The 25207-nt window shown below is 68.1% G+C and carries 23 protein-coding genes; 15 read left to right on the top strand and 8 right to left on the bottom strand.

Going from position 1 to position 25207, the window contains the following annotated elements:
* Positions 1-180: 180 nt before the first annotated feature.
* The 3 genes from G6N38_RS11100 to G6N38_RS11090 are packed head-to-tail and all read left to right on the top strand — an operon-like array spanning position 181 to position 2460.
* On the top strand, positions 181-1095 hold the full coding sequence (locus G6N38_RS11100) for an LpqN/LpqT family lipoprotein (protein WP_163747578.1): 915 nt from the start codon (positions 181-183) through the stop codon (positions 1093-1095).
* A gap of 23 nt (positions 1096-1118) precedes the next feature.
* Positions 1119-1457, top strand: coding sequence for a hypothetical protein (locus G6N38_RS11095; protein WP_163747577.1), 339 nt, complete (start codon positions 1119-1121; stop codon positions 1455-1457).
* A 16-nt stretch (positions 1458-1473) separates the two neighbouring features.
* On the top strand, positions 1474-2460 hold the full coding sequence (locus tag G6N38_RS11090) for a bile acid:sodium symporter family protein (protein WP_163747576.1): 987 nt from the start codon (positions 1474-1476) through the stop codon (positions 2458-2460).
* On the opposite strand, the gene G6N38_RS11085 is transcribed toward G6N38_RS11090, so the two are convergent.
* Positions 2447-3052, bottom strand: coding sequence for a YqgE/AlgH family protein (locus G6N38_RS11085; protein WP_163747575.1), 606 nt, complete (start codon positions 3050-3052; stop codon positions 2447-2449). The two genes, G6N38_RS11090 and G6N38_RS11085, sit on opposite strands and share 14 nt — an antisense overlap.
* A gap of 71 nt (positions 3053-3123) precedes the next feature.
* Between G6N38_RS11085 and G6N38_RS11080 the strand changes: the two genes are divergently transcribed.
* The 4 genes from G6N38_RS11080 (at position 3124) to G6N38_RS11065 (ending at position 8370) form a co-directional block, all read left to right on the top strand.
* Positions 3124-4398: an MFS transporter gene (locus G6N38_RS11080; protein ID WP_163747574.1), complete on the top strand. Its 1275-nt coding sequence runs from the start codon at positions 3124-3126 to the stop codon at positions 4396-4398.
* 15 nt (positions 4399-4413) lie between these two features.
* Entirely contained in the window at positions 4414-5187 is a 774-nt protein-coding gene (locus tag G6N38_RS11075; RefSeq protein WP_163747573.1) for a TIGR03084 family metal-binding protein, read from the top strand.
* A 130-nt stretch (positions 5188-5317) separates the two neighbouring features.
* On the top strand, positions 5318-5905 hold the full coding sequence (locus G6N38_RS11070; protein WP_163747572.1) for a molybdopterin-dependent oxidoreductase: 588 nt from the start codon (positions 5318-5320) through the stop codon (positions 5903-5905).
* A complete protein-coding gene (locus tag G6N38_RS11065; protein ID WP_163747571.1) occupies positions 5902-8370 on the top strand; it encodes a putative bifunctional diguanylate cyclase/phosphodiesterase in 2469 nt (822 codons plus the stop codon). The genes G6N38_RS11070 and G6N38_RS11065 overlap by 4 nt, the downstream gene beginning before the upstream one ends.
* On the opposite strand, the gene G6N38_RS11060 is transcribed toward G6N38_RS11065, so the two are convergent.
* Positions 8280-8795 carry a pullulanase gene (locus G6N38_RS11060; RefSeq protein WP_163751934.1) on the bottom strand — a complete coding sequence of 172 codons (516 nt, stop codon included), beginning with the start codon at positions 8793-8795 and terminating at the stop codon, positions 8280-8282. The two genes, G6N38_RS11065 and G6N38_RS11060, sit on opposite strands and share 91 nt — an antisense overlap.
* Positions 8796-8802: 7 nt before the next feature.
* Positions 8803-10269: a CCA tRNA nucleotidyltransferase gene (locus G6N38_RS11055; RefSeq protein WP_163747570.1), complete on the bottom strand. Its 1467-nt coding sequence runs from the start codon at positions 10267-10269 to the stop codon at positions 8803-8805.
* A gap of 86 nt (positions 10270-10355) precedes the next feature.
* On the opposite strand from G6N38_RS11055, the gene G6N38_RS11050 reads away from it, so the two are divergent.
* The 8 genes from G6N38_RS11050 to G6N38_RS11015 all read left to right on the top strand — a co-directional run bounded on the left by G6N38_RS11050 (position 10356) and on the right by G6N38_RS11015 (position 21014).
* On the top strand, positions 10356-11159 hold the full coding sequence (locus tag G6N38_RS11050; protein ID WP_179968507.1) for an NUDIX hydrolase: 804 nt from the start codon (positions 10356-10358) through the stop codon (positions 11157-11159).
* Positions 11156-13489 (top strand): DUF6049 family protein, encoded by a 2334-nt coding sequence (locus G6N38_RS11045; RefSeq protein ID WP_163747568.1) that lies wholly within the window; start codon positions 11156-11158, stop codon positions 13487-13489. The genes G6N38_RS11050 and G6N38_RS11045 overlap by 4 nt, the downstream gene beginning before the upstream one ends.
* A complete protein-coding gene (gene murJ, locus G6N38_RS11040; RefSeq protein WP_163747567.1) occupies positions 13486-17046 on the top strand; it encodes a murein biosynthesis integral membrane protein MurJ in 3561 nt (1186 codons plus the stop codon). Before G6N38_RS11045 ends, murJ begins: the two co-directional genes overlap by 4 nt.
* Before the next feature lie 81 nt (positions 17047-17127).
* Complete coding sequence (gene sigM, locus G6N38_RS11035) at positions 17128-17676, top strand: RNA polymerase sigma factor SigM (protein ID WP_163747566.1); 549 nt, start codon at positions 17128-17130, stop codon at positions 17674-17676.
* Positions 17677-17718: 42 nt separating this feature from the next.
* Complete coding sequence (locus G6N38_RS11030) at positions 17719-18213, top strand: RsmA family anti-sigma factor (protein WP_163747565.1); 495 nt, start codon at positions 17719-17721, stop codon at positions 18211-18213.
* Between the two features lie 109 nt (positions 18214-18322).
* Positions 18323-19294 carry a thioredoxin-disulfide reductase gene (gene trxB, locus G6N38_RS11025; RefSeq protein ID WP_163747564.1) on the top strand — a complete coding sequence of 324 codons (972 nt, stop codon included), beginning with the start codon at positions 18323-18325 and terminating at the stop codon, positions 19292-19294.
* Complete coding sequence (trxA, locus tag G6N38_RS11020; RefSeq protein WP_163747563.1) at positions 19291-19623, top strand: thioredoxin; 333 nt, start codon at positions 19291-19293, stop codon at positions 19621-19623. The genes trxB and trxA overlap by 4 nt, the downstream gene beginning before the upstream one ends.
* Before the next feature lie 143 nt (positions 19624-19766).
* Positions 19767-21014, top strand: a complete 1248-nt coding sequence (locus tag G6N38_RS11015; RefSeq protein ID WP_179968506.1) for an N-acetylmuramoyl-L-alanine amidase — start codon at positions 19767-19769, stop codon at positions 21012-21014.
* A gap of 4 nt (positions 21015-21018) precedes the next feature.
* Here the strand turns inward: G6N38_RS11015 and G6N38_RS11010 are convergent, their stop codons facing one another.
* From G6N38_RS11010 to G6N38_RS10990, 5 genes are all read right to left on the bottom strand, one after another.
* Entirely contained in the window at positions 21019-21750 is a 732-nt protein-coding gene (locus G6N38_RS11010; RefSeq protein ID WP_163747561.1) for an acetyltransferase, read from the bottom strand.
* 228 nt (positions 21751-21978) lie between these two features.
* The gene (locus G6N38_RS11005) at positions 21979-22950 is read right to left on the bottom strand and encodes a ParB/RepB/Spo0J family partition protein (protein WP_163747560.1); all 972 of its coding nucleotides are present in this window, start codon (positions 22948-22950) and stop codon (positions 21979-21981) included.
* A 13-nt stretch (positions 22951-22963) separates the two neighbouring features.
* The gene (locus G6N38_RS11000; protein WP_163747559.1) at positions 22964-23905 is read right to left on the bottom strand and encodes a ParA family protein; all 942 of its coding nucleotides are present in this window, start codon (positions 23903-23905) and stop codon (positions 22964-22966) included.
* Positions 23902-24606 (bottom strand): 16S rRNA (guanine(527)-N(7))-methyltransferase RsmG, encoded by a 705-nt coding sequence (gene rsmG, locus G6N38_RS10995; protein ID WP_163747558.1) that lies wholly within the window; start codon positions 24604-24606, stop codon positions 23902-23904. Before rsmG ends, G6N38_RS11000 begins: the two co-directional genes overlap by 4 nt.
* Before the next feature lie 46 nt (positions 24607-24652).
* Positions 24653-25192 (bottom strand): Jag family protein, encoded by a 540-nt coding sequence (locus tag G6N38_RS10990; protein WP_163747557.1) that lies wholly within the window; start codon positions 25190-25192, stop codon positions 24653-24655.
* Between the last annotated feature and the right edge of the window lie 15 nt (positions 25193-25207).

The following is a 25207-nucleotide window of genomic DNA, read 5'->3' as shown; positions in this document are numbered from 1 at the left end:
TAGCGGTGTGTGACCCCGGTCGCACCCTGTGCAACGGCCCGATATCGGTTGGATTGCAGTGCGGTCGACGGTTGGTTCCAGCTCGGTTCCAGCCCTATCCGCACGGCTGGGCCGGTGGTTACAGTCGCCCCCTGACAAGGGGTCTTACCTGGCCCAAACGTGTCGAGAAGGACAGCTGCGATGATGACGTTTGCCCGTAACTGGCGGGTAGTAATTGGTGGTGTGGCCGCGGCTACGGCCGCCGTACTCGGATTTACCGGCGCCAGCGCCTCTGCCGATCCCGTCGTTCCAGTGCTGCCGGCCCCCGTCACTGTCACCCAGACCGTCACCGTTGCCCCCGAGGTGGCCGCCGCCAACGCCGCCCCGGCCGCCGCACCCGCGTCCGCGCCGGTCGCCGACCAGGCGGCCAGCGTGCCGCAAGCCGCAGCCCCCGCGATTCCGGCCGCCGCGCCGGAAACCCTGGTCCCCGCCGAGTCGGGCACACTCGCGGACTACTTCAAGGAAAAAGGCGTGAAGATGGTGCCGCAGAAGGCGGCCGGCTTCACCGGGCTCAGCCTGGTGCTGCCCATGCCCCGCGGCTGGAGCGTCGTCCCCGACCCGAATGTGCCCGATGCGTTCACCGTGCTGGCCGATCGCCTCGGCGGTGACGGGCTCTACACCTCCAACGCCCAGCTGAAGGTCTACAAACTGGTCGGCGACTTCGACCCGAAGGTGGCCATCACCCACGGCTACCTGGATAGCCAGCAGCTGTCCAACTGGCAGGCGACCGACGCGTCGCTGGCCGACTTCGGCGGTTCCCCGTCCTCGATCATCGAAGGCACCTACCGCGAGAACGATATGACGCTGAACACCTCGCGTCGCCACGTCCTCGTCCAGTCCGGCCCGGACCGCTACCTGGTCTCGCTGTTCGTGACCACCGCCGCCAACCAGGTGGTCGCCACCGCCGACGCGACCGACGCCATCGTGAACGGTTTCCGGGTCACCTCCCCGACGGCCGCTCCGGCACCAGCTTCCGACCCCGCGGCAGCGCCGCCGGCCGATGCGGCGGCGCCCGCCGACGGACCCCTAGCCGCGGTGCCCGCTCAGCAGCACTGAACCCGGGCTCGTATTGTGGCCCCATGTTCGTCGTCGCACTGGTGTGCCTTGGGATGGCCCTCCTGATCGGTGGCTCGGGCGTATGGGCGCTGACCCGGCCGCCCGCTGTTGACGTGACCGGCCAGGTGTTGCGCTCGGTTGCGCCGACCCAGCTGGCCGCGGCCGTGATGCTGGCTGCCGGTGGGTCGACCGCCTTGGCGGCACCCCCGCGCACCGCGCTGACCGTGGTGATCGTCTGCGTGATTGGCGCGGTCGCAACCGTGGCCGCCGGCTCGTGGCAGGGGGCCCGCTACGCCGCACGCCGGGAAGCCGAAGCCAGCTGCGCGGGCAGCTGCGCAAGCTGCACGCTGTCTTGCAAGTGAGCCCCGCGACGACCTGATGAGGGCACGGCTGTCGCGGCCACCCGTCGACACGTTCCTGCTCATGCTCGTCGCCGTCGTCGCGCTGGCCACGGTGCTGCCCGCGCGCGGGGCGGCCGCCGACGTGCTCTCGGTGGCCACCAAGGTCGTCATCGCCCTGCTCTTCCTTCTCTATGGCACGCGGTTGTCACCGCAGCAGGCGTGGCACGGCGTACGGCAATGGAAACTGCACCTGCTGGTGCTCGCGACCACGTTCGTGGCATTCCCGCTGCTCGGACTGGCCGCCCGCGCGTTCGTCCCGTCGGTGCTGACTGACGATCTCTATACCGGCCTGCTGTTCCTGTGCCTGGTGCCCTCGACCGTGCAGTCGTCGATCGCCTTCACCTCGATGGCGCGCGGACATGTGCCGGCGGCGATCGTCAGCGCGTCGCTGTCGAACATCGTCGGGGTGCTGCTCACCCCGCTCCTGGTTCTCGTGCTGATGCCGATCAACGGGGCGCCACGAGTCGACGGGTCGGCGGTGGGAGACATCGTGCTGCAACTGCTGGCACCGTTCGCCGTCGGCCAGCTGCTGCGGCCATGGCTGGCACCGGCGGTGACCCGGCACGCGGTGCTGACCAAGGTCGTCGACCGCGGCTCGATCCTGCTGATCGTCTACGCCGCGTTCTCGGTGGGAATGACCGAGCACATCTGGATCAGCGTGCGGCCGTGGCGGGTGGTGGCCGTCGCGGCGGTCAGCGCCCTGCTGCTGGCCATCGTGCTGGCCCTGACATGGGTCACCGGCAGGCTGGCTCGACTGGACCGCGGTGATGCGATCGTGCTGCTGTTCTGCGGGTCGAAGAAGAGCCTGGCGTCTGGACTACCGATGGCGCTGGTGCTGTTCCCGCCCGCCACCGTGGGTCTGATCATGCTGCCGCTGATGCTGTTCCATCAGATTCAGCTCTTCACCTGTGCGGTGATCGCCAGCCGGCTGGGGCGAGGCGCCCCGCACATCAGTTCCGGCTGACGTCGATCGGGTGGGTGGCCAATAGCGACAGCGGCAGCGGCTGGCGGCGCAACACCCGCGACCACAGATCCACCCGTTGCTCCACCAGCACGTCAGAAGGCAACGCGGACAACACAATCCAGTCATCGCGTTCGATTTCGCCCTCTAACTGACCAATGGTCCAGCCCGAGTAGCCGGCGAAGACCCGCACGCCTTCGACGACCGGGGCGATCAGGTCGGGATCGGCGTCGAGGTCCACCATCACCATCCGGCCCGCCACATGACGCAGCCCTGGCATGCCCTGCGGATCGGTGCCAACCCGCAGCGTGCCCAGGCACAGTGCGGCGTCCCGCTTCACCGGGCCGCCGATGAACATGGTCTTGGGCTTGGCGGCGAGCTTCGCCCACTGCGGCAACACGTTGTAGACGGCGGTCTCGCTGGGACGGTTGAGCACCACACCCAACGTGCCGCCGTCGTTGTGCTCGACGACATAGATCACGCTGCGCCGAAACGTCGGCTCCAGCAGGTCGGTGTTGGCCAGCAGCAGGGTCCCGGGCCGCACTCTGTTGGCCGCGGGCGCCACGAAGTCTTCGGGGTCCTCGTGCTGTGACACCTCACCATCATGGCATCACCGAGGTGTTGCTGCGGTAACGGGCGCGTGTGGATATTTGTACTGTTGGTCCGATGGTCGACAGCCGCGCATCCGGTTCGCTATGGCGATCGGTGCGCAGCCTGCCCGACTTCTGGCGCCTCCTGGAGCTTCGGACGGCAAGCCAGTTCGGTGACGGCCTGTTTCAGGCCGGCCTTGCCGGTGGACTGTTGTTCAACCCGGAACGGGCGGCCAGCCCGTGGGCGGTGGCCGGGGCGTTCGCTGTGCTGTTCCTGCCGTACTCGATCGTCGGCCCCTTCGCCGGCGCGCTGCTGGACCGTTGGGACCGCCGCACGGTACTGATCGCGGCGAACCTCGCGCGGCTGGGATTGGTGATCGGTGTCGCGGTGCTGCTCGCCGTGGGTGCACGCGAGATCACCGTGCTCTGCGGCGCTTTGATCGTCAACGGATTCAGCCGGTTCGTCACCTCCGGGCTGTCGGCGGCGCTGCCGCACGTGGTCCCACGCGAGCAGGTCGTGACGATGAACTCCGTCGCCACCGCGACCGGGGCTACCGCCACCTTCCTCGGCGCGAACTTCATGCTGCTGCCCCGGTGGCTGTTCGGTTCCGGCGACGCCGGCGCCGCCACGGTCATGTTCCTGGTGGCCATCCCCGTCGCGATCGCGTTCGTGTTGTCGTTGCGATTTCCCCGCCACCAGTTGGGGCCCGACGACACCGCTCGCGCCGTGCACGGATCGGTGCTCTATGCGGTGGCCACCGGCTGGCTCTACGGCGCCCGCACGGTGCTGTCCACGCCGACCGTCGCGGCCACCTTGTCCGGACTGGCCAGCCACCGCATGGTGTTCGGGATCAACACCCTGCTGGTGTTGGTGATCGTGCGCCACAGCGACGCCCAGGCCGTCGGCGGCCTTGGCACCGCCGTCGTGTTTGTCGCGGCCACCGGAAGCGGCGCCTTTCTGGCCAACGTCTTCACCCCGTTGGCGATCAAGCGGTGGGGCCGGTACGCGACCGCCAACGGCGCGCTGGTGTGCGCGGCGATTATCCAACTGGCCGGCGCCACACTGCAGTTGGCGGTGATGATCGCGTGCGGATTCCTGCTGGGCCTGGCCGGCCAGATGGTCAAGCTGTGCGCAGACACGGCGATGCAGATCGACGTCGAAGACGCCCTGCGCGGGCACGTCTTCGCCGTGCAGGACTCGGTGTTCTGGGTGTCGTTCATCGTGGCGACCATGCTGTCGGCCCTAGTGATCCCGGCCGACGGCCATTCGCGGGCGTTGGCGCTGGCCGGCTCGGCGATCTATCTGCTCGGCTTGACCGCGCACGCGATCGTCGGGCGGCGCCCCGCTTAGCGATAGGTTCGATCCATGGCTGCCGCAGACCCGATCGTCGACGACCTGCGTGACGAGAGCAACGCCCTCGACGCACTCGTCGCACCGCTGGACGCGGCCGGCTGGGCTGCGCGTACCCCGGCGCCTGGCTGGACCATCGCCCACCAGATCGCCCATCTGCTCTGGACTGATCGGGTCTCCCTCACATCGATCACCGACGAACCCGCGTTCGGCGAACAGCTCACCGCGGCGGCCGCCGATCCGCTGGGCTTCGTCGACAAAGCCGCCGAAGAATTGGCGCTCACCCCGCCGGATCAACTGTTGGCGCAGTGGCGGCAGACCCGCACTCAGCTGCACACCGCACTGCGCGGGGTCACCGAAGGGCGCAAGCTGCTGTGGTTCGGGCCGCCGATGAGCGCGGCGTCCATGGCGACCGCACGGTTGATGGAGACCTGGGCGCACGGTCTCGATGTGGCCGACGCCGTCGGCGCCGTCGCCCAGCCGTCGGCCCGGCTGAAGTCGATCGCCCATCTGGGTGTGCGCACCCGCGATTTCGCCTTCGCCGTGCACGAGCTGACCCCGCCCGCCGAGCCGTTCCACGTCGACCTGATCGCCCCCGACGGGACCCACTGGACGTGGGGGCCCGAGGACGCCGGCCAGCGAGTCACCGGTTCGGCGATGGATTTCTGTTGTCTGGTCACCCAGCGCCGACCGCGCGCCGAACTCGACGTGACCGCCGAAGGCCCCGACGCCGCGAAGTGGCTGGCGATCGCTCAAGCTTTCGCCGGTCCTCCAGGACAGGGCAGATAACGCACCACAACGCCAACAATTAGCTTGGCTTGTTTATTCGCTAGCTATTCATCATGTGGGTCGTTGAGCGCGCTAGACGCGTTTTGACGAAGACGGTAAATGGTTGCTTTGGGCAGTATCATCGCCCTTCATGCGCACCCGCCTCCTTGCCGTCGTCGCGGCGGGGACGGTGACCATCCTGGGACTGACGGCCTGCGCGCCGGCCCACACTCCCCACGAGGCCGCACAACATTCGGCCACCGCGCCGGCTCCATCACCGACGGCCAACCCCTACGGCGTCGGAGCGATCGACCCTCCCGCCGCATCCGAACCGGTCCTGACGGTCAATGGCGGCAGGACGCCGCTGTCACTGACCCTCGACAAGCTCAACGCCCTGGGTAGTCAGACCGTCACCCTCGACGAACCCTTCGTGAAGCGGCGAGAAACCTACACCGGCGTTCCCCTGGCCGTCGTGCTCTCCGAAGCCGGAATCCCTGACAACGCAACGATCGACACCGTCGGGCTCGACGACTACCACTACATCAGCGCCGCCAAGCCGATGATCGAGTCACGGGCGCTGATCGCCACCGACCGCAACGACGCACCCATCCCCTACGACCAGGGTGGGCCGATCCGAATCGTGTTCCCGGATGGCACCCCGCTGTCATCAGTACTCGACGCGTGGAATTGGAGCCTGGCGTCCATCACCGTCAAGACCCCCAGCGGTCCTGGCTCATGATCAGCGACCAGTGGCTCACCCCGCCCAGCCCGCGGCTGACCCTCAACCGCGGCCAGCAGGTCGTCGCCGGTGTGCTCGTGCTGCTGCTCATCGCGCTGGTCGTCGTCGGCATCCAATCCTCAGCGCAGCAGCGCGCCTACACCCATCACAACACCCGCAGTGAGGCCGTCAGCACCAACACGTTCTTCACCGTGCGCGACTCACTCACCTACGTCCAACAAGCCCAGCAGTACCTGCTCGGCGTCGTGCCGCGCCGTGACGTTCAGGTGGCCCGCGCTCTGCTCGCCCAACGCCTGCGCGTGATCGCCGCGAACGGGCTGACCGCCGGCGACGAGACCACCCCTGACTACCGCTGGGCGCTCACGTCACTCGACAGTGCGATCGCCGAGGCTCCGCCCGGTGTCCTGCCCGCCGACCAGCGCGACGAGTGGGCCGGCACCATCCTGCCCCGAACCGAGCAGCTCTCAGAGGCGACGCACACACTGGCCGCCGGCGGCCCGACCGGCCTACACCGCATCGATCGCTCGGACGAACAGGGCCTATTGCTCGGCGGGGTGATCCAGCTGACCATGCTGATCGCCGCCCTAGTGCTCGCTTCGGCGCTGCTCTGGTGGGTCGCCGCCAACGTGGTGCGCCAATACCGCTCCGCCCGAAGGGCTTTCGACGACGAGCGAGAGGCGCTACGCAAGACCGAAGACCGCCTCGACCGGGTCTCCGCCCTCGAACGCGGACAGGCACGCATCCTCGAGCGAATCGCGACCGCCGACCCGGTGCCGTCGGTCCTGCGCCAGATCGTGCAACTGGCCGCCGAAGTCTCCGGCGCACCCGCGGTCCGAATCGCGCTGGGGCCGCGATCCGTCGTCTATCCAGCTGGCGCGGACGTGTCGGCGACGCCCGCGTGGACCGCCGCCGTCAACGACACCGCCGACGCCGCCGGGATGCTCGAGGTATTCGGTGACGCTGAAGCCCTGGACGATCTGGCCCACACCGCCCTGGTGCGCTGCCGCGATCTGGTGACGCTGGCGCTCGAACGGGATGCCTCCGCGCGGCGGCTGTCCTATCAGGCCAGCCACGACGCGCTGACCGGGCTGGCCAACCGCAGCCTGCTCCTGGCCCGCCTGTCGCAGAGTCTGCTCCTGGCCCGCCGCCGCGGCAGCCCGCTGGCGCTGCTGTTCTGCGATCTGGACCGCTTCAAGATGGTCAACGACTCCATCGGGCACGCCGGTGGCGACGAGCTGCTCATCGAGGCAGCGCGACGGCTGTCGAGAACGGTCCGTGATAGCGACACGGTGGCCCGGCTGGGCGGCGACGAGTTCGTCGTGCTCTGCCCGGAGCTGCCCGACCGGACCCAGGCCATCGCGATGGCCGAACGAATCCGCGCCACGCTCAGCGCCCCGTACACCATCGATGGCAAGGAAGCGTTCGTCGACGTCAGCATCGGGATCACCTTCGCCGACGAATCGACGGTGTCGGGCGCCGAACTGATGCGCGAGGCCGACGTGGCCATGTACCGCGCCAAGCTCACCGACGGCAGCCACATCAACGTCTTCGATTCCCTTCTCGAAGCCGAGGTCGCACAGCGCCTCGACCTCGACACCGCGCTGCGGCACGCGGTGGAACGCGACGAGCTGCGCGTGGGGGCCCAGCCGATCGTCATGCTCGACACCGGCGTCGTCATCGGCTTCGAGGTGCTGCTGCAGTGGCACCGAGCCGGCCTGCCGGTCCTCTCGCCCGGTGCGTTCATCCCGCTGGCCGAAGACAACGGCATGATCGTCGAGATCGGCCGGTGGGTGCTGCACGAGACGATCCGCACGCTGGCCCGGTGGCGCGCGGACGGCCTGGCACTGGACCTGACGATGTCGGTCAACGTTTCACCACGGCAGGTCCGCGAGCCCGGGTTCGCCGAAGAGGTGCTGCACCTGCTCGACGCGGCCAGGCTGCCACCCCAATCGCTGATCATCGAACTCACCGAACACGCCCTGGTCGACCTGCGGGTGGCCCATCCGACGCTGGCCCGGCTGCGGGACGCCGGGGTGAGCGTCTCGCTCGACGACTTCGGGACGGGCTATTCGTCTCTGACCCAGCTGCGCACCTTGCCGGTCGACCAGATCAAGCTCGACCGCTCGTTCGCCGCGGCGCTCGACGAGGGCGACGCCAAGCAGCGCGCCGTCGTGCAGTCGGTGGTCTCACTGGCCAGCGCGCTGGACCTGGACCTAGTCGTGGAAGGCATCGAGACAATCGCCGAACGTGACACCCTCCTGGACCTCGGGGCACGCACGGGTCAGGGCTTCCTCTATCACCAGCCGCTGTTGTGGGACGCCGCGCGCGAACTGCTCGAATCAGGCGGGGTCTGCGCGGTCTCCGCCGACAGCGACTACACCGGGCTGGCGTCGTCCGCGGCGCCGTCGCCGTCGCTGTCCACCAGCGTGAGATCCCAGCGACCGTCCCCGTCGGTGTCGACGTAGCCGGTGTCGAAACCGCCGTCGGGCCCGCCTGTCAATGCCCGGTCGGCCAATCCGTCTCGATCGACATCCAGTAGTCGGTCGAGTCGACCATCACCATCGAAATCGGCTGCGCCACTTGACGTGTGCTCGATTCCATCCAGACCGAACCAGCGCAACGGCCCACCCGTCCCCGCCGGCGTCAGCGCCCAGGTGCCGGATCCGTCGTCGGTATAGAGGCTTTCTGCTGTGCCGTCGTTGTCCCGGTCGAGCGCGGCGTGGTCGGCCAGGCCATCGTCGTCGAAGTCGGCAAGCGCGTCGTCGAAAACGCCGTCGCCATCGATATCGAGACGCACCGCGTCGAGTTCACCGTCACCATCGATATCGATGGCCGGGTGGCCGCTGAACATCGTTGCCGTTCCATCGCCGGATCCCAGGCAGTAATCCATACCCTTGTCAGACGCCGGAATCGTCCGTCGCGTTCCGTTCATTCCACCAAGCCAGCAATTCGGCGACGGCGTCGTCGTGATCGAGCGGTCCGCGATCCAGACGCAGCTCCTTGAGGAAGTTCCAGGCCTGTCCGACCTGCGGGCCGGCCGGGATACCGAGCAGGCGCATGATCTCGTTGCCATCCAGATCCGGGCGCACCCGCGCCAGGTCCTCCTTGGCGGTCAGCTCGGCGATCCGCGTCTCGAGTTGGTCGTAGTTGGCCTGCAGCCGGGCCGCCCGCCGCTTGTTGCGGGTGGTGCAGTCGGCGCGAACCAGCTTGTGCAACTTGGGCAGTAGTGGCCCCGCGTCAGCGACGTAGCGTCGCACCGCCGAGTCGGTCCACTTGCCGTCGCCGTATCCGTGGAATCGCAGATGCAGATACACCAACTGCGAGACATCGTCGACCATCTGCTTGGAGTACTTCAGTGCCCGCATCCGCTTGCGGACCATCTTGGCGCCGACCACCTCGTGATGATGGAAGCTCACCCCGCCGTCGGTCTCGTGCCGGCGAGTGGCCGGCTTACCGATGTCATGCAGGAGCGCCGCCCACCGCAAGACCAAGTCCGGCTGTTCCCCTTCTTCGAGCTCCATGGCCTGGCGCAACACCGTCAACGAATGCTGATAGACGTCCTTGTGCTGATGGTGTTCGTCGATGGCCATCTGCATACCGCCGATCTCGGGCAACACCACATCACCCATGCCGGTCTGCACCATCAGGTCGAGGCCGGCGACCGGGTCGGCACCCAGCAGCAGCTTGTCCAGCTCGACGGCCACCCGTTCGACCGTGATCCGCCCCAGCTGCGGCGCCATCTCCACGATCGCGCCGCGCACCCGGTCGGACACCGCGAACTGCAGCTGCGAAACAAAGCGCGCCGCGCGCAGCATCCGCAGCGGATCGTCACCGAAGGACACCTCGGGTGCCGCTGGGGTATCGAGGATGCGTTCCCGCAACGCCGTGAGACCGCCGAGCGGGTCAATGAAGTCGCCGGGACCGTCGGCGGTGATACGCACGGCCATCGCGTTGACGGTGAAATCGCGGCGCACCAGATCGTCCTCGAGCCGGTCGCCGTATTTGACCTGGGGGTTACGTGACACCTGGTCATAGCTGTCGGCGCGGAAGGTGGTGATCTCGAGCCGGTCGTCGCCCTTGCCCACGCCGACCGTGCCGAAATCGATGCCGGTATCCCAGAGTGCGTCGGCCCACGGGCGCACGATCTTTTGAACGACCTCAGGCCGGGCGTCGGTGGTGAAGTCGAGGTCGAGCTTGTCCGTCAGCCGGCCCAGAAAGGCGTCTCGGACACTGCCCCCGACCAGATAGAGCTCGTGGCCCGCCGCGGCGAACCGGCCACCGATTTCGCGTAGCACTGCGCCGCGCTGATTGAGCGCGACGAAGGCCCGGGCAAGCAGCTCGACGTCGTGGGTGGCTTCGGACACGTGGGGTGAGCCTAGTCGTGACTCAGGCGACTCACTACCGGCGAGTGTGGGCGGGAGGCCATCCCGTGCCAGCTACTATCGCTTGGGTGTCGGACGGCGAACAGGCCAAACCACGACGGCGCCGGGGTCGGCGCCGCGGCCGTCGCGCGGCAGGTCCGGCAAATCCCACCGCAGCAGACGCCGCCACCACGGAAACCTCCGACGCCACCGTCGCCTCCCCCACCCCCAGCAGCGGCAATGGCCAGCCTCGACCGGGCAAACCCGGCCGGCCCCGCTCCTCGCGTCGCGCCCCGGCCCGGCTGCGCACCGTGCATGAGACCTCGGCGGGCGGATTGGTCATCGACGGCATCGAGGGCCCGCCCGAAACTCAGGTGGCCGCACTGATCGGCCGGGTGGACCGGCGCGGGCGGATGCTGTGGTCACTACCCAAGGGCCACATCGAACAAGGCGAGACCGCAGAAGAAACCGCCATCCGCGAGGTCGCCGAGGAAACCGGTATCCGCGGACAAGTCCTGGCCGCGCTCGGCAGCATCGACTACTGGTTCGTCACCGAAGGCCGCCGCGTGCACAAGACCGTTCACCACTACCTCATGCAGTTCTCCGGCGGTGAACTGTGCGACGAAGACGTCGAAGTCACCGAGGTGGCCTGGGTGCCGGTCGGGGAACTGCCCAAGCGGCTGGCCTACGCCGATGAGCGCCGGCTCGCCGAAGTTGCCGGGGAACTGATCCAACTGCTGCAGTCCGACGGCGTCGCCGCGCTGCCCCCACTGCCGCGCACCACCCCGCGGCGGCGCCCCCAAACGCATTCACACACCCGCAACCGTCGCTCCGACGATGCCGGGCCACGGCAATCCGGCCCGCGGACGAACGGGTGCGGACCGGGAACGTGACCATGCCGAGGCGGGTCGGCGGTCTGCCCCGGATCTTGGTGATCCTCGGTGTACTTGCCTTGCTCGCAATGCCAACAACCGCGCCGGCCGCCGCCGGCGAACCCGGATCGGCGCCGTTCCTCCAAGTTCGGGTGGACAGCGTCACGCCGGATCTGATCACCACGACCAGCGAGCCCACCGTCACCGTCACCGGCACCGTCACCAACGTCGGGGACCGACCCGTGCGCGACGTCGTCGCTCGCCTCGAACACGCCGGCGCGGTGACCTCATCGGCAGGGCTGCGCACCAGCCTCGACGGCGCCAACGACCAGTTCCAGCCCGTCGGCGAGTTCACCACGGTGGCAGCCGAAATGCAGCGCGGTCAGGCCGTCGGCTTCACCTTCAGTTATCCGATGCGCTCACTCACCGCGCCGTCGCTGGGCATCGACCGGCCCGGCGTATACCCGCTGCTGGTGAACATCAATGGCACACCGGACTACGGCGACGCCGCCCGGCTCGACGACGCCCGATTCCTGCTGCCGGTACTCGGTGTTCCTCCCGAATCGGCCGACCCGGCATCGGACACCGTTGCCGACGTCGTGCCTCCCGACACCACCAAGCCCGTCGCGGTGACAATGCTGTGGCCACTGGCCGACAAGCCACGCCTGGCACCCGGGGTTCCCGGCGGCACCACACCGGTCCGGCTGATGAACGATGACCTCGCGGTGTCGCTGGCCGCCGGCGGCCGGCTGGACACCCTGCTGGCGGCGGTCGAGTTCGCCACCAGCCCGGCCGTTGATCCCGGGGGAGCAACCGCCCGCGCACTGTGCCTGGCCGTCGACCCCGACCTATTGGTGACCGTCAACGCGATGACCGCCGGCTACGTCGTCGCCGACGCGCCCGACGGACTGGGCGCCGCTGCCCACCCAGGCACCGGCCAGGCCGCCGCGGTGGCCTGGCTGGACAAGCTGCGTGGACTGGCCAAACGGATGTGCGTCGCCGCCACCCCGTACGCGCAGGCCGATCTCGACGCACTACAGCGGGTCGGGGACGCCGGGCTCAACTCGGCGGCAACCGGTGCCGCCGGCGACATCATCGATCAGATCCTCGGCGTCACATCCGTTCGCGGCGCCACGATCCTGGGCGACGGTCCACTGACCCAGCCCGCCGTCGACCTGCTGAGCGGGCAAGGTTCGACGGTGGCGATCGCGGCCGCGGACTGCACCGCCCAGGACTCCGCGACCGGGGAGCCGACGATCGCCGACGTGACCCCCCGCCGGTTGACGCCGCAGGTCGTCATGGCGCCGTTCGACCCGGCCGTCGGGGCGGCGCTGGCCGCCGTCGGCAACGACCCCGACTTGCCGACCTACCTGGATTCGTCGCTGAACGTTCCGCTCAACCACGACTCCACCGTCGCCCGCCGTCAGGACGCCGTCGCGTCGATGCTGTGGCGGGCGTTGCAGCCCGGAGCCGAACCGCGCGACCAGATCCTGCTGCCGCCGTTGAAGTGGAGTCCACAACCCAGCGATGCGCAGTCAATGCTGACTGCGCTGGCCACCACGATCCATTCGGGCCTGGCCGTCCCCCGCCCACTGGATGCGGTGATCAGCGAGTCGACGGCGGTCGCCACCGCCGGTCCCGGCCCCAATCTGCCTGCTGACGGCCGGGGCCGGTTCGACGACGACGTCGTCTCGACCATCGCCGGCCAGGTCGGGCGGCTGTGGGGTCTGACCGCGGCGCTGACCACCGACCCCCGCACCGGCCTGACCGGACCGCAGTACACCGCGCCGCTGCGCGAGGACATGCTGCGCGCCCTGAGCCAGACCGAACCGCCCGATGAGCGCAACGACCTGGCCCGGCACCGGCTGGCGGCGGTCGGCGCCACGATCGGCGACCTGTTCGGCGCGGTGACGATCGTCAACCCGGGCGGCTCCTACACGCTGGCCACAGAGCACAGCCCGCTGCCGCTGGCGGTGCGCAACGACCTGGCCGTGCCGATCCGGGTGCGCCTGCAGGTCGACGCCCCACCAGGAATGACGGTCACCGACCTCGGCGAGCAGGAGGTGCCGCCGGGCTATCTGCCGCTGCGGGTTCCCATCGAGGTGCACTTCACCCAGCGGGTCGCCGTCGACGTGACGCTGCGCACGCCCGACGGACTGCAACTCGGTGAGCCGGTGCGCCTGTCGGTGCATTCCAATGCCTACGGCAAGGTGCTCTTCGCGATCACGCTGATCGGTGGCACCGTGCTGGCGCTGCTCGTCGGGCGCCGGCTCTACCACCGCTTCCGCGGCCAGCCCGACCCCGCCGACCTCGACCGGCCACGACGGGCCAGCGCCGAAGGCCGCCGATGAAGCCGCCGCCCGAACGGCCGGCCGCCTACGGCCGGCCCGGCACCGCCACCCGCGCGGTGCGCACCGAGCTCTCCGACGCCGCGGTGGTGTCACGCTCCTGGGGAATGGCGCTGGCCACCCTCGTCAGCCGCATCACCGGGTTCATCCGCATCGTGCTGCTGGCCGCCATCCTCGGCGCGGCACTGTCCAGTGCGTTCACGGTGGCCAACCAGCTGCCGAACCTGATCGCGGCCCTGGTGCTGGAGGCCACGTTCACCGCGATCTTCGTGCCGGTACTGGCCCGGGCCGAACGCGACGACGCCGACGGCGGCGAAGCCTTCGTGCGCCGGCTGGTCACGCTGGCCACCACGTTGCTTCTGGTGGCCACCATCCTGTCCGTGGCCGCGGCCCCGCTGCTGGTGCGGCTGATGCTCGGTCACGACCCGCAGGTCAACCAGCCGCTGACCACAGCCTTCGCGTATCTGCTTCTGCCCCAAGTGATCTTCTACGGACTGTCGTCGGTGTTCATGGCAATCCTGAACAACCGCAACGTGTTCGGGCCGCCAGCGTGGGCACCGGTGATCAACAACGTCGTGGCGATCGCCACCCTGGGCCTGTATCTCGTTGTTCCAGGCCCCCTCTCGATTGATCCGGTCCAGATGGGGAACGCCAAGCTGCTGGTGCTCGGGATCGGAACAACGCTGGGCGTGGTGGCCCAGACCTTGGTTCTGCTGCTCGCGATCCGCGTCGAGCGGATCAGCTTGCGTCCGCTGTGGGGAATCGACGATCGGCTCAAGCGGTTCGGCGCGATGGCCGGCGCGATGGTGCTCTACGTGCTGATCAGTCAGATCGGCCTGGTGGTCGGCAACCAGATCGCCAGCACCGCCGCCGCTTCGGGTCCGGCAATCTACGCCTACGCCTGGCTGGTGCTGCAGTTGCCGTTCGGCATCATCGGCGTCACCGTGCTGACCGTGGTGATGCCGCGGCTCAGCCGCAACGCCGCCGCCGACAACGGACCCGCCGTGCTGGCCGACCTGTCACTGGCCACCCGGCTGACGATGGTGACGCTGATCCCGATCGTGGCGTTCATGACCGTTGGCGGCCCGGCGATGGGCAGCGCGCTGTTCGCCTACGGCAAGTTCGGCGAGGTCGACGCGAACTACCTCGGCATCGCCATCAGCCTGTCGGCGTTCACGCTGATCCCCTACGCGCTGGTGTTGTTGCAGCTGCGGGTGTTCTATGCCCGCGAACAGCCATGGACGCCGATCTTGATCATCATCGTGATCACCATCGTCAAGATCGCGACATCGCTGCTAGCGCCGCACGTGACCAGTGACAAGGAAATGGTCGCCGGCTACCTGGGCCTTGCCAACGGGATCGGATTCCTGGCCGGGGCCATCCTCGGTTACCTACTGCTGCACCGGGCGCTGAAGCCGCCGCGCGGCAAGCTCCTTGACCTCGACGTCATCCGGACCATCCTGGTCACCACGGCCGCGTCGCTGCTGGCGGGTCTGGTCGCCTACGTTGTCGACCGGCTGCTGGGCCTGCAGGCCCTGACCGAGCACTCCGGCGGCGCCGGTTCGCTGCTGCGGCTGCTGGTGCTCGGCCTGATCATGCTGCCGATCCTGGCCGGGGTGATGCTGGCAGCACGGGTGCCCGATGCCGTCGCCGCCTGGGGGGCGGTGAAGCGTCGCATCACCCGGACCCCGCCGGTGATCATCACTCCCATCGCTGCACTCGACCGGCCGCAGGTCGCGACCCCGGTCACGTACCCTGAGCACAGCAATTCGTCCGGAACCGGGCACCGGCCACTCCGGTACGAGACAACGGCGGACGCAACGGGGAAAGGACCGGAGGTGAACGACCAACCCTCGGGCATGCTTCCGGCCGATTCGACCGGCGACGCGACCACGCAGATCCCGCGCCAGGCCGCCGACGACTTCCAGCCCGACGTGCCCGATGAGGTTCAGGTCGGCACGGGGGCGGAGCCGGTGCCACCGAAACTTCCCAACGCGGACTTCCCCGGCGATCCCACCCGCGAGTCACCGGCGTTCGATCCCCCGCGCGAACCGGCCGTGGAGTCCACCGCGACCGCTGACGATGACGAGGCTCACCTCATCCCCGGTGCGAGCATCGCCGGCGGGCGCTACCGGCTGCTCGTGTTCCACGGCGGCCCACCAGGATTGCAGTTCTGGCAGGCGCTGGACACCGCGCTTGACCGCCAGGTTGCTCTGACGTTCGTCGACCCTGACCGCACCATGACCGACGCGCAGGTGCAGGAAATTCTTTCCCGCACACTCAAACTCAGCCGCCTCGAGCGGCCGGGGATCGCCCGGGTACTCGATGTCGCCCAGACCCAGGCCGGCGGTCTGGTGGTCTCGGAGTGGATTCGCGGCGGGTCGCTGAAGGAAGTGGCCGATACCTCGCCCTCCCCCATCGGCGGGGCGCGGGCGGTTCAGTCGCTGGCCGCCGCGGCTGATACCGCCCATGGAGCGGGCGTCGCGCTGTCCATCGACCACCCCAGCCGGGTGCGAGTCAGCATCGAAGGCGATGTCGCGCTGGCGTTTCCCGCGACGCTGCCGGCAGCGACCCCCGAGGACGATATCCGCGGGATCGGTGCCACCCTGTATGCCCTGCTGGTCGATCGCTGGCCACTGCCGGAGAATGGTGTGCCCAGCGGTCTGCAACCCGCCGAGATCGACGCCGCCGGTGAGGCACGGGAACCCCGCGCTATCGACGGCGCCATCCCGTTCCAGATCTCGGCGGCGGCTGCTCGCGCGGTTCAGGCCGGTGGCGGTATCCGTTCGGCTCCAACACTTTTGAATCTGTTGCAGCAGGCCACCGCGCTTGCCGACCGGACCGAACTAATCGAGCCGGTCGAGCCGGTCGAGCCGGTCGGCCCGCCGTCCGCGCAGCCCGTGACCGGAGCAGATGCCGAGGCGCAGGCGCGCAGGCGGCGCAACCTGCTGATCGGGATCGGGGTCGGCGCCGCCATTCTGGTGATCGCCCTGATCGTGCTGGCCTCGGTGCTGTCCAGCATCTTCGGCGATGTGGGCGGTGGCCTCAAAGGTGATCAGCTCGGCCTGAACCCGTCGACCTCGCAGCACCAAGACAGCACACCCAGCGGCAGCACCGTCAAACCCGTTAAGGTGACGGTCTTTTCACCGGGCGGCGGCGCGGACAATCCGGACAAGGCCGACCTCGCCCTGACCGTGGGCACCGGTAGCGGCTGGCCGACCGACACCTACACCGATCCGAATCCGTTCCCCAACTTCAAGAACGGCGTCGGTCTGCTGTTGCAGCTGCCGCAGCCGACCACTGTCGGCAGTGTGTCGCTGACGGTTCCCAGCACCGGCACCCAGGTCCAAATCCGGTCGGCGTCTTCGGCCAACCCCGGCTCCCTTGACGACACCACCGTGCTGACCCAACCCCAGGCATTGCAGCCAGGCGCCAACACGATTCAGGTCAACGCCAAGGATCCGACGACGTACTTGGTGGTGTGGATATCCACGATGGGCACCACCGATGGCAAGAACAAGACCGAGATCTCCGGGCTGACGGTCAAGGCAGCGTCGTAGGCGTCCGTCGCGTCCAACGTTCCTAACAGGCCGCGGCCCGGGTGAAGTGCCTCGCCGCGCCGGTTTCAATACCGTCCGGCCATGCTCAGCTTTCTCGGTACGACCGCCGCACGCAGCGACGCCGAGCTGCTCGCCGCGCACGTCGGCGGCGACCGCTACGCATTCGAAGAATTGTTTCACCGCCACCAGCGCCGACTGTCCCGGCTGGCCCACCGCACCACGCGCAGCCCCGAAGACGCTGCCGACGCGCTGCAGGACGCCATGCTGGCCGCCCACCGCGGCGCCGCCACCTTCCGGCACGACGCGGCCGTCGGCAGCTGGCTGCACCGCATCGTCGTCAACGCCTGCCTGGACCGGCTGCGGCGCACCGCGGCGCAGCCCACGATCGCACTGACCGATAACGAGGCGATCGGCGATCGCACCGCCGAGGTGGACACCGTGCTGGTGGTACGCCGCGCACTGATGCGGCTACCGGCCGACCAGCGCGCGGCGGTCCTAGCGGTCCACATGCACGGCTATTCGGTGGCCGACGCCGCCGCGCTGCTGGGTGTCGCCGAGGGCACGGTAAAGAGCCGCTGCGCCCGGGGACGGGCTCGGCTGACCGGACTGCTGCGCTCCTGCCCTCCCTGACACATCCCGGGTCGCTGCGCGAGGACCCGGCACACTGGTCGGGTGGAGCCCACACACACCGTCACCCCGGGGTCCACGCACGGGGCGGCACACGCCCGCCACCCTGCCGTCCGGACCGGACGCCTCATCGCGGCCGGGGCGGGGCTGGCAGCGGTGCTGGCCGCCGTCGGCGTCGGCACCGCGGCGCTGCTCACATCCACCGGCCCCACCGCCAGCACCCTGACCAGCGCCAGCCTGATCACCGTCACACCCAAGATGCCGATATCCAGCCGCGAGCTCAACGCCCTGATCGCCCGCAGCCCCGACTTCGGTCCGCTGGCCGACCCCAAGCGCCGGGCGGCCTGCCTGAGCGCGCTGGGCTACCCCAGCTCGGTGCAGGTGCTAGGCGCCCAAACGCTGCAGGTCGACGGCCGGCCCGCCGTCGTGCTGGTGCTGCCCGGTGATCAGCCCGACGTCATCGTCGGGGTGACGGTCGCCGCATCGTGCAGCTCGGTGTCCACCGGACTAATTGCCGACACCACTGTGCGCCGCCCATAGTGCACGGTGGGGAACAGCGCGGCCTACCCTGTTGTTTGACCAGGTGCCCACAAGGCACCCGACGCGCAGGCTCTTCGCCTGCAGCCCGGGACCGGGCAGAAAGGCTGGAATGAGCGCCAACCATGTTCATGACGTGATCGTCATCGGATCAGGCCCCGCCGGCTACACCGCGGCGATCTACACCGCCCGCGCGCAGCTGCAGCCCCTGGTCTTCGAAGGCACCTCCTTCGGCGGCGCACTGATGACGACCACCGAGGTGGAGAACTTCCCCGGCTTCCGCTCCGGAATCACCGGTCCGGAGTTGATGGACGAGATGCGCGAACAGGCCCTGCGCTTCGGCGCCGACCTGCGGATGGAAGACGTCGAGTCGGTGGTCCTGGACGGACCTGTCAAAAAGGTGGTGACCGGCGACGGCGAGACCCACCTCGCCCGTTCGGTCATCCTCGCGATGGGCGCTGCGGCCCGCTACCTGGGCGTACCCGGCGAACAGGAACTGCTCGGCCGCGGCGTCAGCGCCTGCGCCACCTGTGACGGGTTCTTCTTCAAGGACCAGGACATCGCCGTCATCGGCGGCGGCGACTCGGCCATGGAAGAGGCCACGTTCCTGACCCGCTTCGCGCGCAGTGTCACCCTGGTGCACCGGCGCGACGAGTTCCGGGCGTCTCGGATCATGCTCGAGCGTGCCCGCGAGAACGAGAAGATCACTTTCCTCACCAACACCGCGGTCGACGCCGTCGAAGGTGACAAGACGGTGTCCGGGCTGCGCGTGCATAACGTGCTGACCGGCGAGGAATCCATCCTCCCGGTGACGGGTGTGTTCGTCGCGATCGGCCACGATCCCCGCTCTGAGCTGGTGCGCGGTGCCGTAGACCTCGACCCCGAGGGCTACGTGCTGGTTCGTGACCGCACCACCGCGACGTCGGTGGACGGGGTGTTCGCCGCCGGCGACCTGGTCGACCACACCTACCGGCAGGCCATCACCGCCGCGGGGATGGGTTGTTCGGCTGCGATCGACGCCGAGCGCTGGCTGGCCGATGCCGACGACACTGCAAATACCGAGATGATTGGAGCACTTCAATGAGCGACGGTGGCGCGACCGTAACGGTTTCCGACGACTCCTTCAGCCAGGACGTCCTGTCCAGCAATACCCCTGTCCTCGTTGACTTTTGGGCCACCTGGTGCGGTCCGTGCCGGATGGTCGCCCCGGTCCTCGAGGAGATCGCCTCCGAGAAGGCCGGTTCGCTCACGGTGGCCAAGCTCGACGTCGACGCCAATCCGGCGACCGCCCGTGACTTCCAGGTGGTGTCGATTCCGACGCTGATCCTGTTCAAGGATGGTCAACCGGTGAAACGGATCGTCGGCGCCAAGGGCAAGGCAGCCCTGCTGCGCGAAATCGCTGACATCGTCTAGACCTGACCGAGACGATTCCGTTATAGGCGGCGTCGCCTGCCGTTTTCCGGAATGCGGCAGGCTTCTGAGAGAATGCCTCCTAGCCTGTGTGCAATCGTCAGGGCTTCAATAGCCAGCTGACAACGGTGACCGAAGGGCCCTGTATGTCGAGTCTTCGCCACGGTCCCGGGGGGGATACCCCCTGGAACCGGAGCGGTCAAGATGATGTCTTGCGCCGCGGTGACCGCAGCAGCGCCGTCGTCGAAATCCGCGGAGCGTTGGCCGCGTTGGGGCTGGTCGACAACCCTGACGAGAACCTCACCACCGGGCGGCATGTGGCAGCCGACGTGTTCGACGCCGACCTCGACCACGCGGTGCGCGCGTTTCAGCAGCGCCGCGGCCTGCTGGTAGACGGGATCGTCGGCGAGGCCACCTACCGCGCCCTCAAAGAGGCGTCCTATCGGCTCGGGGCGCGGACCCTGGTCCATCAGTTCGGCGCCCCGATGTACGGCGACGATGTGGCCACGCTGCAGTCCAAGCTGCAGGAGCTCGGCTTCTACACCGCTTTGGTGGACGGCTACTTCGGGTTGCAGACGCACAATGCGCTGATGTCCTATCAGCGCGAGTACGGCATGGCCGCCGACGGTATCTGCGGCCCAGAAACGTTGCGCTCCTTGTACTTCCTGGGTTCGCGCGTCACCGGCGGCTCGCTGCATGCCATCCGGGAAGAGGAGTTGGTCCGCCGCTCCGGACCCAGACTGTCCGGTAAGCGGATCATCATCGATCCGGGCCGCGGCGGCAACGACCACGGGCTGATCACCAGCGGTCCCGATGGGCCGATCAGCGAAGCAGACATCCTGTGGGACTTGGCGTGTCGGCTCGAAGGCCGGATGACAGCGATCGGCATGGAGACCTTCTTGTCCCGTCCGGCCAGCCGCAGTCCGCTGGACGCCGAGCGCGCGGCAACCGCCAACACCGTCGGCGCCGACCTGATGATCAGTCTGCGCTGTGAGACTCAACCCAGCCCGTCGGCGAATGGCGTTGCATCGTTCTACTTCGGCAGCTCGCACGGCTCGGTGTCGACGATCGGTCGCAACCTGGCGGACTTCATTCAGCGAGAGGTCGTGGCGCGCACCGGCTTACGCGACTGCCGGACACACGGCCGGACCTGGGATCTGCTGCGGCTCACCAGAATGCCCACCGTTCAGGTAGATGTCGGATACATCACCAACCCGCGGGACCGCTCCATGCTGGTGACCAACCAGGCCCGCGACTCCGTCGCCGAGGGCATCCTGGCCGCCGTCAAGCGGCTGTACCTGTTGGGCAAGAACGACCGGCCCACCGGCACGTTCACCTTCGCTGAACTTCTGGCCCACGAGCTGTCGGTCGAACAGGCTCGGCCCGCTCTCTAGATCGCTAGCCGCGAATCTCCGCGCCGGCGCCGACCGGCTGCTGCAGTTGTGCACTTTTCAGCAGGCGCTCCAGTGCTTCTTCGACTTCGGCTTTCCAGCCCAGCCCCTTGTCCAGCTCCAACCGCAGCCGCGGAAAATACCGGTGCGGGGCGACGACGGTGAATCCCGCGTCGAGTAGGAAGTCGGCACCGATCATGCACTGGTCGAAGGAGCAGTCTCCGAGTGCTTCGATGGCTGGGCTCAGCTCGGGGTCAGCGATCTCGGGGTCGAGTAGTTCGGTGGCATCGGCGGTGCGGCCGAACGCCTCCAGGGCCCGTACACCGCGGCGGACGAGTTCGCTCACCACTTGACTGATCAAGGAGTGCGTCAGCCCGTCGGACTGTCCGGGTTCGATACCCATCGATGTCAACAAGACGGCGTCCGCGCTGACCGGTCCGGTCGGGAAGCGCTGTGCGCGCGGCACCGCACGCGGGGGTGCGTAGAGGACGTAGCCGAGGCATGGTTCCTCGTCATTGGACTCGGACCCGTCGGCGGACGTCTTACTCGCGATCTGACCGCACGAGCCCCACTCCAGCATGACCATCGACAGCCACGCTTCCTTCTCGAATTCGGGGTCGGGAAGGTAATCACCGGCACCGAGCGTCGCGGGGTCGAGTTCCCAGAACACACACCGACGAGCGTGCTTCGGCAATTGGTCGAAAGCTTCGAGCCGCAGCGGCATGATGCGAACGGACACTAGCCTCCCCGGCTTTCACGCGGTGCAGATGTACACAACAGCCCCTTCAGGATAGGAGAGTCCACACCGAACGTGCCAGTAGTGACCGGGCAACTGAAGTGCCGGCCGCCTGGCGGCGAAAGCTGTTGGTGCACTGTGCGATTCCTCGCTCCACGGGTTCGGTAGCGAACGCTGGCCGACGCTGGTGTCACTGTGACGGAACTGGCTGGTGTCGCGATACCTGGCTCTTCAGCCTCCCGGCCGGTTCATCATGTCCACAATGCGCTGCAAATCGTCGACCGACCCGAACTCCACCACGATCTTGCCCTTGCGCTTGCCCAGGCTCACGGTGACCCGGGTATCGAAGGTGCTCGAGAGCCGCTCGGCCACATCTTGAAGCCCGGGCATCTGGATCGGCTTGCGGCGCGGAGCGGTGGGTGTCTTCGCATCGGTCCGATTGGCGAGGGTCACCGCCTCTTCGGTGGCACGCACCGACAATCCTTCGGCGATGATGCGGGCGGCCAACTCTTCCTGAGCCTCCGGGCCGCCTTCGAGTGCGAGGAGCGCCCGAGCGTGTCCGGCCGAGAGCACGCCGGCGGCCACCCGCCGCTGGACCGCGATCGGCAACCTCAGCAAGCGGATCATGTTGGAGATGACCGGACGCGACCGTCCGATGCGCGCGGCCAGTTCATCGTGGGTGACTTCGAACTCCTCGAGCAACTGTTGGTAGGCCGCCGCCTCTTCCAGCGGGTTGAGTTGAACCCGGTGGATGTTCTCCAGCAGCGCGTCCCGCAACAGGTTGTCCTCGGCGGTCTCCCGCACGATCGCCGGGATGGTCGCCAGCCCGGCCTGCTGGGCGGCGCGCCAGCGCCGCTCCCCCATCACCAGTTGATAGCGGCTCGGCGCTCCGGTTGCGGCATCCGCGACCGAACGCACCACAATCGGCTGCATGAGACCGAACTCGCGGATCGAGTGCACCAGTTCGGCGAGGGCTTCCTCGTCAAAGACCTGACGGGGCTGGCGCGGGTTCGGCTCGATGGCCGAGGGATCGATCTCGCGGTAAACCGCCCCCACACTGTCGACGTTCAGCGGGGCACCGCCGATCACCACATCGGCCGCCGCGTCGCCCAGCCGCGGGCCCCCGTCAGCCGGTCCGGTCGGGATCAGTGAGGCCAAGCCGCGGCCGAGGCCGCCCTTTTTCTTCGATGCGGGCTGGGTCATTGTTCTGCCTCCACTATGCCGGGGTGGCCCGTTGTGCGAGTTCTTTACTCGCGTCCAGGTAGCTCAACGCACCGCGTGAACCGGGGTCGTAATCGAGGATCGTCATGCTGTAGCCGGGTGCTTCGGACACCTTGACGCTACGCGGGATCACGGTCCCCAGAACCTTGTCCCCGAAAAAGCGGCGGACCTCTGAGGCGACCTGGTCAGCCAGTTTGGTGCGCGCGTCGTACATCGTGAGGACGACGGTCGAGACGGACAGTTGAGGATTGAGGTGGGCGCGCACCATCTCGATGTTGTTCATCAGTTGCGAAACGCCCTCCAGGGCGTAGTACTCGCACTGGATCGGGATCAAGACCTCGGGTGCGGCCACGAGTGCGTTGATGGTGAGCAGTCCGAGCGACGGTGGGCAGTCGATGAATACATAGTCGAAATCGGAATCATCGAGCGCGGCCAACGCGGTGCGCAGTCGGTTCTCCCGGGCCACCATGCTGACGAGTTCGATCTCAGCGCCGGCAAGATCGATCGTCGCCGGCACACAGAACAGTCGCGGGCTGTGCGGGCTCTGCCGAAGGGCCGCCTGTAGCGGGATCTCACCGAGGAGCACTTCGTACGACGACGGCGTGCCCGAGTGCCGGTCGGCGATGCCCAATGCGGTACTGGCGTTGCCCTGCGGATCGAGATCGATCACCAAGGTCTTAAGCCCCTGAACCGCAAGCGCAGCGGCCATGTTGACCGCAGTCGTCGTCTTCCCCACTCCGCCCTTCTGATTGGCAACAGTGAGGACACGGCGCCGAACCGGTCGGGGCAGCTGGCCGGCGACCGTGTGGAGGACCTGCATGGCGCGTTGAGCCGCCGCGCCGATCGGTGTCTCGTAGTCATTGGGCGCACTCCATGTTTCACGTGAAACATCGGCGCCCGCCGCCCCCGAACGATCTGGGTTGGGTGGGACAGTCATGATCCTCTTCTCTCCGAGGTTCGCGTGGGCCGTTTCCCGCCTGGGGCTCGCTCCCCCCGCACCGCGATCACCACGGTCACGGGTGGATCCGAATAGCTCTCGCCACATCTCATCACCCTGACATCCGTTGCGCCTAACGACGTCATCCCGCGGCGGCCCTCGACCACTTCCTCGTCGGCCCGCTCGCCCTTCATCGCGAGCATCCGGCCACCGGGACGCAATAGCGGCAGACTCCACCGGGTGAGCTTCTCGAGTGACGCGACCGCTCGGGAGACCACCACATCCACTCCCCCCGCTCGGGCCCGGACGTCCGGTTCTTCCGCCCGGCCGCGGACGATCTCCACCGGCAGGCCCAGCTCCGCAACCGTCTCCGCGAGGAACTCGGTTCGGCGGAGCATCGGCTCGATCAGCGTGACATGGACGTCAGGGCGCGCGATCGCAATCGGTAGACCCGGGAGGCCGGCGCCGCTGCCGATGTCGGCGATCCTGGCGCCCGGCTCGATGAGCTCCGCGACCGCGGCACTATTCAGGATGTGGCGGTCCCACAGCCGCTCGACTTCTCGGGGACCGATCAATCCGCGTTCGACACCGGGACCGGCAAGCAGATTGGCATAGCGGTGGGCCAGGCTCGCGCGATCACCGAACACCGCATTGGCGGCTGTCGGAGGTGGGGGCGCAACGCCATGTTTCACGTGAAACATCCTCCGGTCATCTCGGCCTCCGGCATCGAACTACATCGATGTAACTTCAGCCTTTGAGCACGACGACGCGACGCGAAGGCTCCACGCCCTCGCTCTCGCTGTGCACACCGTCCACGCCCGCCACGGCATCGTGCACGATCTTGCGCTCGAACGGCGTCATCGGTGCCAACTCTTCACGCTCGCCAGTCTCCAGGACGCGGTGGGCCACCTTATCGCCCAGGGCGCTCAGCTCCTCGCGGCGGCGGCGGCGCCAGTTCGCGATGTCCAGCATCAGCCGGCTGCGCTCCCCCGTCTTCTGGTGCACGGCCAACCGGGTCAACTCCTGCAGCGCGTCGAGAACCTCACCCTTGCGGCCAACCAACTTCGACAAGTCCTCGCCACCGTCGATGCTCACGATCGCGCGGTTGCCTTCGACATCGAGATCGATGTCGCCGTCAAAGTCGAGCAGGTCGAGCAGCTCCTCCAAGTAGTCGCCCGCGATCTCGCCCTCAGCGACGAGGCGCTCTTCCAGGTCGTCACTTTTTTCAACGTCTTGGTCCACCGCTGCATCGGTTTCGGTCACGTCGGTGGTATCGGCTTCCGCCATGTGTCTCTCCCTCTT

Origin of the sequence: Mycolicibacterium helvum (assembly GCF_010731895.1) — a bacterium.
Classification (GTDB): Bacteria; Actinomycetota; Actinomycetes; order Mycobacteriales; family Mycobacteriaceae; genus Mycobacterium; species Mycobacterium helvum.
Note: the sequence above shows the minus strand (reverse complement) of the source record. Positions and strands in the feature narration are given on the sequence as shown.

Bases quoted from the DNA above. Each gene is read 5' to 3' on its own strand.
- G6N38_RS11100 (WP_163747578.1), top strand. From the start codon at position 181: ATGATGACGTTTGCCCGTAACTGGCGGGTAGTAATTGGTGGTGTGGCC.
- G6N38_RS11095 (WP_163747577.1), top strand. From the start codon at position 1,119: ATGTTCGTCGTCGCACTGGTGTGCCTTGGGATGGCCCTCCTGATCGGT.
- G6N38_RS11090 (WP_163747576.1), top strand. From the start codon at position 1,474: ATGAGGGCACGGCTGTCGCGGCCACCCGTCGACACGTTCCTGCTCATG.
- G6N38_RS11080 (WP_163747574.1), top strand. From the start codon at position 3,124: ATGGTCGACAGCCGCGCATCCGGTTCGCTATGGCGATCGGTGCGCAGC.
- G6N38_RS11075 (WP_163747573.1), top strand. From the start codon at position 4,414: ATGGCTGCCGCAGACCCGATCGTCGACGACCTGCGTGACGAGAGCAAC.
- G6N38_RS11070 (WP_163747572.1), top strand. From the start codon at position 5,318: ATGCGCACCCGCCTCCTTGCCGTCGTCGCGGCGGGGACGGTGACCATC.
- G6N38_RS11065 (WP_163747571.1), top strand. From the start codon at position 5,902: ATGATCAGCGACCAGTGGCTCACCCCGCCCAGCCCGCGGCTGACCCTC.
- G6N38_RS11060 (WP_163751934.1), bottom strand. From the start codon at position 8,795: ATGGATTACTGCCTGGGATCCGGCGATGGAACGGCAACGATGTTCAGC.
- murJ (WP_163747567.1), top strand. From the start codon at position 13,486: ATGAAGCCGCCGCCCGAACGGCCGGCCGCCTACGGCCGGCCCGGCACC.
- sigM (WP_163747566.1), top strand. From the start codon at position 17,128: ATGCTCAGCTTTCTCGGTACGACCGCCGCACGCAGCGACGCCGAGCTG.
- trxB (WP_163747564.1), top strand. From the start codon at position 18,323: ATGAGCGCCAACCATGTTCATGACGTGATCGTCATCGGATCAGGCCCC.
- trxA (WP_163747563.1), top strand. From the start codon at position 19,291: ATGAGCGACGGTGGCGCGACCGTAACGGTTTCCGACGACTCCTTCAGC.
- G6N38_RS11015 (WP_179968506.1), top strand. From the start codon at position 19,767: ATGTCGAGTCTTCGCCACGGTCCCGGGGGGGATACCCCCTGGAACCGG.
- G6N38_RS11005 (WP_163747560.1), bottom strand. From the start codon at position 22,950: ATGACCCAGCCCGCATCGAAGAAAAAGGGCGGCCTCGGCCGCGGCTTG.
- G6N38_RS11000 (WP_163747559.1), bottom strand. From the start codon at position 23,905: ATGACTGTCCCACCCAACCCAGATCGTTCGGGGGCGGCGGGCGCCGAT.
- rsmG (WP_163747558.1), bottom strand. From the start codon at position 24,606: ATGTTTCACGTGAAACATGGCGTTGCGCCCCCACCTCCGACAGCCGCC.
- G6N38_RS10990 (WP_163747557.1), bottom strand. From the start codon at position 25,192: ATGGCGGAAGCCGATACCACCGACGTGACCGAAACCGATGCAGCGGTG.